The following is a 1,112-nucleotide window of genomic DNA, read 5'->3' as shown; positions in this document are numbered from 1 at the left end:
AAATAGCATGTGGTCTCAAATTGATTAACGGGTATATCAACCCACGTTTTTTTGGGGATAAATTGTGTTCGGCTTTCATTGTAGACATCAAATGGAAACCACACTTGTTTCGTTCTGAAATATTTAGCATAATCTCGATCTCTATACCCAGGATAGTCCACGTGTTGTCCATTGGTTGGCATCCGAATCGTAAAGGGTCTCTCTAGAATGAATGCCGCACGATTGTAGTTGGGATCTCCCTTCTGATTATGAGCTTGATCATCACTCACGGATGAATAATTAACTACGGGTGTATGTACTGTGACTGTATTGATCCCATAGATCGGATAATCCATCGTAGAGGAACCGCTCACCATACGATAAGAGATCGTTCCAGAACTCGATTCATCAGGCTTATTCGTCTTGCTGATGGGTATCTCATTCCCAGGACTATACAGTACATCTCTGTCAATCGGCCCTGCAATCGGAATACCCTGTGGTGTTGGGCCACTTCCTTCTGATTCAGATCCATCCATCAGCGTATCATTATATAGTGTGAACGTATCATTCCAGACGATCACCTCACCAATCGCCATTTCAGCAGCCTCTTGTGGACTCTGCGTCTCTAATGCTTCAACGGTTTCAGGCAGCGATGCAGGTTCATATTTACTCGTCTGTGCCGTCGCATAATAAGGTGCATTGTATCCACTAGGTGATATGATGATCCCACTATTATCAAATGCATAATTCCATAGTTTCGCTTCATCGATCTCATAGATTTCCACGTCTATAACCGTCCAGAATGAATATTCACGTTCCACGGTAACCTGTTCCGTAGAAGGAACTGGGGGTTCTATCGGCGGAGCATTCGGATCAGGCGCTGGTAACGGTGGTGCATTCGGGTCCGGTGGTGGTTCTGGCATTGTGACGTTCACATTATAGGTACACGTCCCGGTCATTTCCTGATACTCGTATTTAGATAAGTATTCCTTAGTCAACACGTTTCCGTAAAGACGTTCTGATGTTGGTATACCTAGCAGAACATCAAATTCTTCATTATCACGTGTATCCGCTCTAATGACAGCATTCACATTCGGATCAAAATCAAGCCCATTCATGGTCTCTCCAGGAGA

1 protein-coding gene is annotated in these 1,112 nt (G+C 44.2%); it reads right to left on the bottom strand.

The window, feature by feature from the left end:
* On the bottom strand, positions 1-1,097 hold a 1,097-nt coding region (locus PGLA_RS21990; protein WP_245700241.1), incomplete at its 3' end, for a DUF5704 domain-containing protein.
* Positions 1,098-1,112: the final 15 nt, after the last annotated feature.

It is taken from the genome of Paenibacillus glacialis, assembly GCF_001637205.1.
Classification (GTDB): Bacteria; Bacillota; Bacilli; order Paenibacillales; family Paenibacillaceae; genus Paenibacillus_AQ; species Paenibacillus_AQ glacialis.
This window is presented reverse-complemented; position numbering and strand designations above follow the sequence as displayed.